This is a genomic window from Mycobacterium sp. NGS11 (genome assembly GCF_059813315.1).
The window spans coordinates 1-7,887 of record NZ_JCALEJ010000050.1 but is presented as its reverse complement, the minus strand read 5'-3'; the positions used below and the strand labels follow the sequence as shown (position 1 = coordinate 7,887).

At 65.1% G+C, this 7,887-nt stretch carries 2 protein-coding genes; both read right to left on the bottom strand.

Translation table 11 applies throughout. The features are described from left to right. Positions 1-368: 368 nt before the first annotated feature. On the bottom strand, positions 369-1,043 hold the full coding sequence (locus tag AC5Y4T_RS25845) for a methyltransferase family protein (protein ID WP_499921840.1): 675 nt from the start codon (positions 1,041-1,043) through the stop codon (positions 369-371). Between the two features lie 14 nt (positions 1,044-1,057). Then, positions 1,058-7,887, bottom strand: a 6,830-nt coding sequence (locus AC5Y4T_RS25840) for an amino acid adenylation domain-containing protein (protein ID WP_499956109.1), incomplete at its 5' end; no start/stop codon positions are given.

Sequence of the window (7,887 nt, the reverse complement as noted above, 5' to 3'; positions counted from 1 at the left end):
AGAGGCCAGTTGCCGGGCCAAGAACGTGGGGGGCAAGGTCTATCGTTATGCAGCCCGACGACCCCAGCATCACACCGGTCAGGACCGCGGCCACTGCAATAGCTTTCAGTATCTTTTCCATCGATCACACCTTTCTACTGGTGAGATGACCGGCGGAAAATTTACTGCCGTCGGTTAGCTGATGTTAGCGGGATATTTCGACATGTGTGCAATATTGCGTAAACCGCTGGAGCCGCTCTGTCGAACTCGAAGCAGGCGACAATGCAGCCCGCCGGCGAGCGTAGTGATCAGCCGTAAATCAGGCACCGCGTGTGATCCTGATTTGCCGCGAGGAGCGTAGAGCTGATCCACAACGTTGGGAAATAGGGTCACCACATACACGGCACGAGGCGGTAGCGAACCTTTTCGGTGTATTCGCGGTATCCGTCCAATTCGCCTCTGAGAAGCTGTTCTTCGTCCCGAATGCGCAGGGCGAGCATGATCACGCCCGTTATGACGAAGACCAGTCCCCAGTAGGAACCGAGCGCCAACGGGACGCCGACCATCATGATGACGTTGCCGGAATACATGGGGTGCCGCACCAGCCCATAGAGACCGGTAGACGTCAGCTTTTGGTCTGCTTCGACGCGGATTGTGGCCGCCGCATAACTGTTTTGAATGACCACAAGCATCACCACACTGAGGCCGACGGCTACCAGGACATCGCCGACCAAGCAGGTTGCGGTTGGTACCGCCGACCAACCAAAGCGATGGTCAAGGGCGCTGAGCACAACCGTTGCGGCGAGCGACAAGTACCAGCCGACGATGATGATCTTCTGCGCACTTCGAGTCTCTGCTGTCGGCCCGCCACGCGTGCGCCTCTGAAGCACGGTGGGGTTGGTACGCAGCAGGAAGATGCCGAGCGTCCATGTCGAAAGGGAAGATACCGTGAGAAAAACCCACGCTTGCCAGTAGTGGAGTGTGCCGGCAGTCCCAAACACAATCAGGCCGAACACGACCGGGTCAATCAGCCCGGATACCAACCTTTTAAGAAGGGATTTCACCGACTCTCCTGAATTCACCGCAGGAAATTCTCTTTGCTGGCATGTTTGCTCGCCTGTTCGCTCAGCCGTCGAACCGATGGCGCTTCGAAGAGCGTGGTCACGGGGAGTTCGATGTTCAGGGCCGTATTGATCGCGGCGATTGCTCGCATGGCCGACAGCGAGTCCCCACCCAGGTCGAAGAATGACTCGTCGACTCCGACGCGGCCCACGCCCAGCACTTGGACGAAGATGTCGGCCAGAAGTTCATCGACCAGGGTGGTCGGAGCGGGGCTATCACTGCCACCGATGACATGACGTTTCGGCGACGGCTCCGCTGTGGTCGCGGGTTGGGTCAGCACCGCCCCGCTGCCCCAACTACGACCGTTCCCATCAGTTGGATTCAGCGACATGAGCGGGAGCGCCGGGTCAGCGGTCATGGCGGCCAACATCCGCGTAAATCGCTCCACCACCGCCTCGATCTCGGCGATGGCGAAAAGATCGGTGCGGTACTGCACCCTCAGGTTGAGTTCACGGCCCGGCCCAGCCTGGATCGTCAGGGGGTAGTGATAACAGTCGTGGATGTTGAGCTCGCTTGCGGTCAACCCGTCGGCCCCCACCAAGGCTGCGGCCTCGGTCGGGTAGTTCTCGTAGACGAAAACGGTGTCGAACAGTTGTCCGTGGCCGGTGATGCGGTGGATCTCGTTGAGCGCCAGGTGTTGGTGCTCAACGGTTTTGGCGTGTGCATGCTGCAGCTGATCGAGCAGGTCGGTAGTGGTGGTTGTCGTCGTGAGGTTGGCCCGCACCGGCACGGTGTTGATCAGCAGGCCCACCATCGCGTCGGCGCCCGGCACCTCGGCCGGCCGGCCCGAGACCACCGCACCGAAGGCGACGTCGTGCTGGCCGGTGAGCCCTGCTAGCAGCTGCGCCCAGGCCGCCTGCAGCACGGTGTTGACGGTGGTGTGCTGCGCGCGGGCCAGTTCGCTTATCGCGCCGGTGATGTGCTCCGACACCCGATAGGAGGCCACACCACGACACCCCTGCCCCACCCGATCCGCTGGCCCGACCAAAGTGGGAACTTCAAAGCCGGCCAACACCGCACCCCAGGCCGCGCGCGCGGCCTCGAGGTCCCTCTCGGCGAGCCAGCTGACAAAGCGGCGATACGGAACCGGCGCGGGCAGCCGCTGCCCCTGATAACCTGCGAAGATTTCGGCCAGCAATAGCGGCAGCGACCAACCATCGAGCGCGATGTGATGATTTGTGAGCACGATGCGGTGCTGCTCTGGTGCGGTGCGAATCAATGCAACGCGAACGGGCGGCTCGTCGGTGAGGGCGCACACCGCAGCGCGTTCGGCGGCGCACAGCCACTCCACCCACTGCTCGACGTCCCCAGCCTTCAGCTCGGCATACCGCCAGGGCACCCCGGGATCAGCGGGGATAACCTGCACCGGCTGATCGAAATGCTCGAGGTACCGGGCCGCCAGGTGAGGATGCCGCTGAATCACGATCTGCACCGCATCGCGCAGCCGGTCCGGATCAAGCGGACCACTCACCGTGATACCCAGCTGCACCGCGTAAACGTCATCCCCCGTGCGCTGTGCGGCTCGGGCATGGAAGAGCAATCCCTGCTGCAGCGGGGTCAGCGGCAACACGTCGGCAATCCGGTATAGGCGTTGCAACTCATCGATCTGGTGTTGGTGGAGCCGGGCGGGTGCGATATCTGAGGGTGTCAGCCCGCCGCCGCCGTGTTGGACGTGTGCGCAGATGCCGGCCAGGGCCTCGAACCACAACTGACCCAGCAGGCTGACCTGCGCGTGATCGAGCGCTGAGGGCGCCCACGTCCAGTTGGCGTGCAGCTGTGGGCCGGTCTCGATGTCGACAGTGCCCGCATTGAGTTCCACGGTGTGCGCCAACGTCATTGGAATCCGCGCCGCAACGCCGGCCACCGACAGCCCGTCCTGGCTGACCCGCCACACCTCATCAGTGCCCTCGGCCGCTGGGGCGCCCAACCGCCCGAGATAGTTGAATCCGATCGCCGGGTCGGGCCCGGTCAGGTCGACCTCGGTGTTCAGATAGCGCAACAGCCCATAGGTCAATCCGTCCGGATGAGCGCGAAGTTGTTCCTTGGCGTTTTTGACCAACGCACCCAGGGCCGACTCACCGGCGATCACCCGGGCCCAGTCCAGCCCACCGACCGTCAGCGACACCGGGTATTTGGTGGTGAACCACCCCACCGTGCGCGACAGATCCAGATCTGCGCCCAACTCCTCGTGACGGCCGTGCCCCTCGACGTCGATGCCGACCGACCCACCCCCGCAGTCGGCGAACTGCGTCCACGCCAATCCCAAGGCGATCAACAAGATGTCCTGAATGCCGGCGTGAAACGCTGCGGGCACCTCACCGAGCAGCATCCGGGTCGTCGCGACATCCAGTTGCACCGACAAATGCCCCGCCGCGGCGAAGGTATCCACATCCGGTTGCACCGGCGGCAGCACCGCCGGTGTCGCTGCCACCTTCTGCCACGCCTCGGCGTGCTGCACCACCGCCGGATCATGTGCGTGCTCGGCCAACAGCGCGGCCCACCGGGCAAACGAGGTACCCCCCTCGGGCAACGCCACCGGTTGGCCGCTGCAATGCTGCGCCCACGCAATATTGACGTCTTCCAACAGGATTCGCCACGACACCCCATCGACCACCAGGTGATGCACGACCAACGCCAGCTGACTCGTATCGGCACCCCACACCGCGCGCAGCATCACCCCGCCAGCCGGGTCCAACCGCGAGCGCGCCGCGATCAGCGCCGCATCCGATAGCACCTGCACCGATTGCAGGCAGCCACGCGCATCCACCGAACCCGGCTGCGACACCGTCAACGACCAGTCCCCGCCGACGCGCGACCGCAACATGGCATGACGGTCCAGCACGGCCTGCAACACCACCACCACCTCGGGCTCGCTCACCCCCGCCGGCGCCTGCACCACCACGGTCTGGTTGAACTGCTCAACCGCACCATCCACGCCGGCCAGCCACCGGATGATCGGAGTCGACACCACCGGCCCGACACCGGTATCGACCACACCACCGGCGTCGGTGTCCAGGGTTACCACCGCCGCCAGCCGGGCCACCGTCTGCTCGACGAAAACGTCGCGCGGCCGACACACCAGCCCGGCGAACCTGGCCCGGGCCACCACCTGAATAGCCGAAATGGAGTCCCCACCCAGCTCGAAAAAGGAGTCCTCGACACCGACCCGCTCCACGCCCAGGACTTGGGCATAGATGCCGGCCAAAATCTCTTCGGTGGACGTGGCCGGGGCCCGATAACGTTCGGCATCGCCGTAATCCGGCGCCGGCAGGGCCTGCTTGTCGAGCTTGCCGTTGACCGTCAACGGCAACGCCTCAAGCACCACCACCGCCGCGGGCACCATCCACGACGGCAACCGCTCCGCCAACACGGCACGAACATCGCGCGAATCGGCCGCCCCGGTGACATAACCCACCAGCCGCTTATCACCAGGACGGTCCTCGCGAGCAACCACCACCGCCTGCCCCACACCGGCCAAACCGGCCAACACCGCCTGAATCTCACCCAGCTCGATCCGATACCCGCGGATCTTCACCTGCTCATCGACACGACCCAGATACTCCAACTGCCCATCGCAGCGCCACCGCACCAAATCCCCAGTGCGATACATCCGCACCCCCGACCCACCGAACGGACACGCCACAAACCGCGACCCGGTCAACCCCACCCGACCCACATACCCATACGCCACACCACGGCCGGCCACATACAACTCCCCCATGACCCCGGGTGGCACCGGACGCAACCAACCATCCAGCACAAAAAAGCCCAAGTGCCCCAACGGCATCCCGATCGGGCTCGCATTGATATCGACGTCATCGTCGACGATCTCCCGAATCGACGCATGCACCGTCGTTTCGGTGATGCCATACATATTGATCAACCGCGGTGAACCCGGATGGTCTTGAAGCCACGCACCGAGGCGCTGGGGTTCCAACGCCTCACCGCCGAACACGACCGTTTCCAGTTTGAGCTGATCTGTTCGCTCGGGTAACAGCGCGTCGACGGTTTGCAGCGCGTAAAACGCCGACGGCGTCTGGCTCAGCACGCTGACCTGCTCGGCCACCAGGAGGCCGTGTAGCTCTTCGGGCGAGCGGGCGACCGATTCGGGTACCACCACCAGCCGGCCGCCGCGTAGTAGCGCACCGAAGATCTCCCACACCGAGAAATCGAACGCCAACGAATGACACTGCGACCAAACGTGATTCGCCGGCACCTCGTTGTCCAGGGACTCTAGCAAGCAGGTGACGTTGTGGTGGGGGATGGCTACCCCTTTGGGTGTTCCGGTGGTTCCTGAGGTGTAGATCAGGTAGGCGGTGTCGTCGGGGGCTGGCGGTGGCATCGCGGTGGTGGGGTGGGTCTGGGTGTGGGGGTCGTCGATGTCGATGAGCGGCAGCTGGTGGCCGGCTAGCCGCTCGGCCAACCTGGTGGTGGTGATCAGCGCGACGGGGTCGGCGTCGTCGAGGACGAACTCGATGCGCGCCGCGGGCATCGCCGGGTCGATCGGCACGTAGGCCGCCCCGGTTTTGAGCACCGCGACAATCGCCACGACCGCTTGAGCCGAGCGGGGCACCAGCAGCCCCACACACGCGCCCGGGCCCGCGCCGCGCCCCACCAACAGGTGCGCCAACCGGTTCGAGGCCTCATCAAGCTCGCGATAGCTCATCGAGGCGCCTTCGAAGCTGATCGCGACCGCCTCGGGGGCGCGGGCCACCTGTGCGGCCAACACCGCCGGGATCGACACCCCCGATGTCACCGGCGTGCTGAGCATCGCGCGGTTACCCCAGCCGTCCACGCGTGCTCGCTCGACATCGTCGAGCACATCCACCGACGACAACCGCCGCCCCGGATCAGCGGTCATCGCCTCGATCACCCGCCGCAACCGCTCCACGAGCACTTCGATGGTGGGTGCGTCGAACACATCGGTGCGAAACTCCACCGTCCCGCCAATGCCGGCGGGCGCCCCTGATTCATCCCAGCGCTGCCCAAGGGAAAGCGACAGGTCCATGCGCGCGGTGTGGGTGTGCACCGGCAGCGGCGATGCCTGCACCTCGCCCAACGCCACCATCGCTGCCGGGTCGGCGGCCTGCCAGTTCTGCCAGGCCAACATCACCTGCACCAGCGGGTGATGCGCCAGGCTGCGGGTGGGATTGAGCCGATCAACGAGCACCTCGAAGGGCACGTCTTGGTGGTCATAGGCGGCCAGGCTGCGCGCGCGCACCTGGGCCAGCAGACCAGCGATCGTGGGATCGCCACCTAGATCCACCCGCAACACCAACGTGTTGACGAAAAAACCCACCAACTCATCAAGCGCCGGATCACGCCGCCCCGCGACCGGAAACCCCACCGCCACATCGCAACTGGCACCCAGCGTGCCCAACAGCACCGCAAGCGCGGCCTGCACCACCATAAAGCTCGTCGCATCGTGCTCGCGAGCCAGCCGGGTCATCCCCAACTGCAGCTGGGCTGGCCAGTCCACCGTCACCGTGGCGCCGCGCTGATCAGCGACCGGCGGATAGGGCCGATCGGTGGGCAACACCAGCCGCTCAGGCAGCCCCGCCAGCATCTGTTCCCAGTACGCCAGCTGCGCGCCGATGCGGCTGCCGGGATCGTCGAGGCCACCGAACTGGGCGCGCTGCCACAGCGTGTAGTCGACATACTGCACCGCCAACGGCGCCCATCCCGGGACCTGGCCGCTCAGCCGCGCCCGATACGCCTTGCCCAGATCGGCCACCAACGCGGTGAGCGACCAGCCGTCAGCGGCGATATGGTGCACCACCGCCACCAACACATGCTCATCAGCAGCGATCCGGAAAAGCCTGGCCCGCAACGGAATCTCGCTCGCCAGATCAAAACCGTGACCCGCCGTCTCCACGATCGCTTGATCAAGCCGATCCCGCGACCAGCCGGCCGCATCGATGATCTGCCAACCAAAATCGACACCCCCAGCGGCCATCACCACCTGATGCGGAACACCATCGACCGCGCCGAACACCGTGCGCAGACTCTCATGGCGGCCCACCACATCACCCAACGCCGCCCCCAACGCCCCAGCATCCAAGCGCCCACACAGCCGCAACGCCGTCGCCATGTTGTAGACCGCCGACGGGCCCTGCAACTGATCGATAAACCACAACCGGTTCTGGGCAAACGACAACGGCACCACCGCCGGACGCTCACCGGCAGCCACCACCGGCTCCAACCCACCCCCACCCGAACCGATCCGGGCCGCCAACCGGGCCACCGTCGGCGCATCGAAAACCTCACGCACCCCAAGACCAGCACCCAACGAGGTATTGACCGCCGCGACCAACCGCATCGCCGACAACGAATCCCCACCCAAATCAAAGAACGAATCATCGACCCCGACCCGCTCCACACCCAGCACCCGCGCATAGATACCGGCCAAAACATCCTGCATGGGCGTGACCGGAGCCCGGTAACGATCGACATCGCAGTACTCCGGTACCGGCAGGGCCCGCTTGTCGAGCTTGCCGTTGACCGTCAACGGCAACGCCTCAACCACCACCACCGCCGCGGGCACCATCCAAGCCGGCAACCGCTCGCCCAGCCCCTCACGCAGCTCGGCCGGATCCACCGCTCCGACAACGTAACCCACCAACCGCTTCTCACCGGGCCGATCCTCACGGGCAACCACCGCCGCCTGCTCCACCCCAGCCAAACCGGCCAACACCGCCTGGATCTCGCCGAGTTCAATGCGATACCCGCGGATCTTCACCTGCTCATCAGCACGACCCACATACTCCAACTGCCCACCCGCACCCC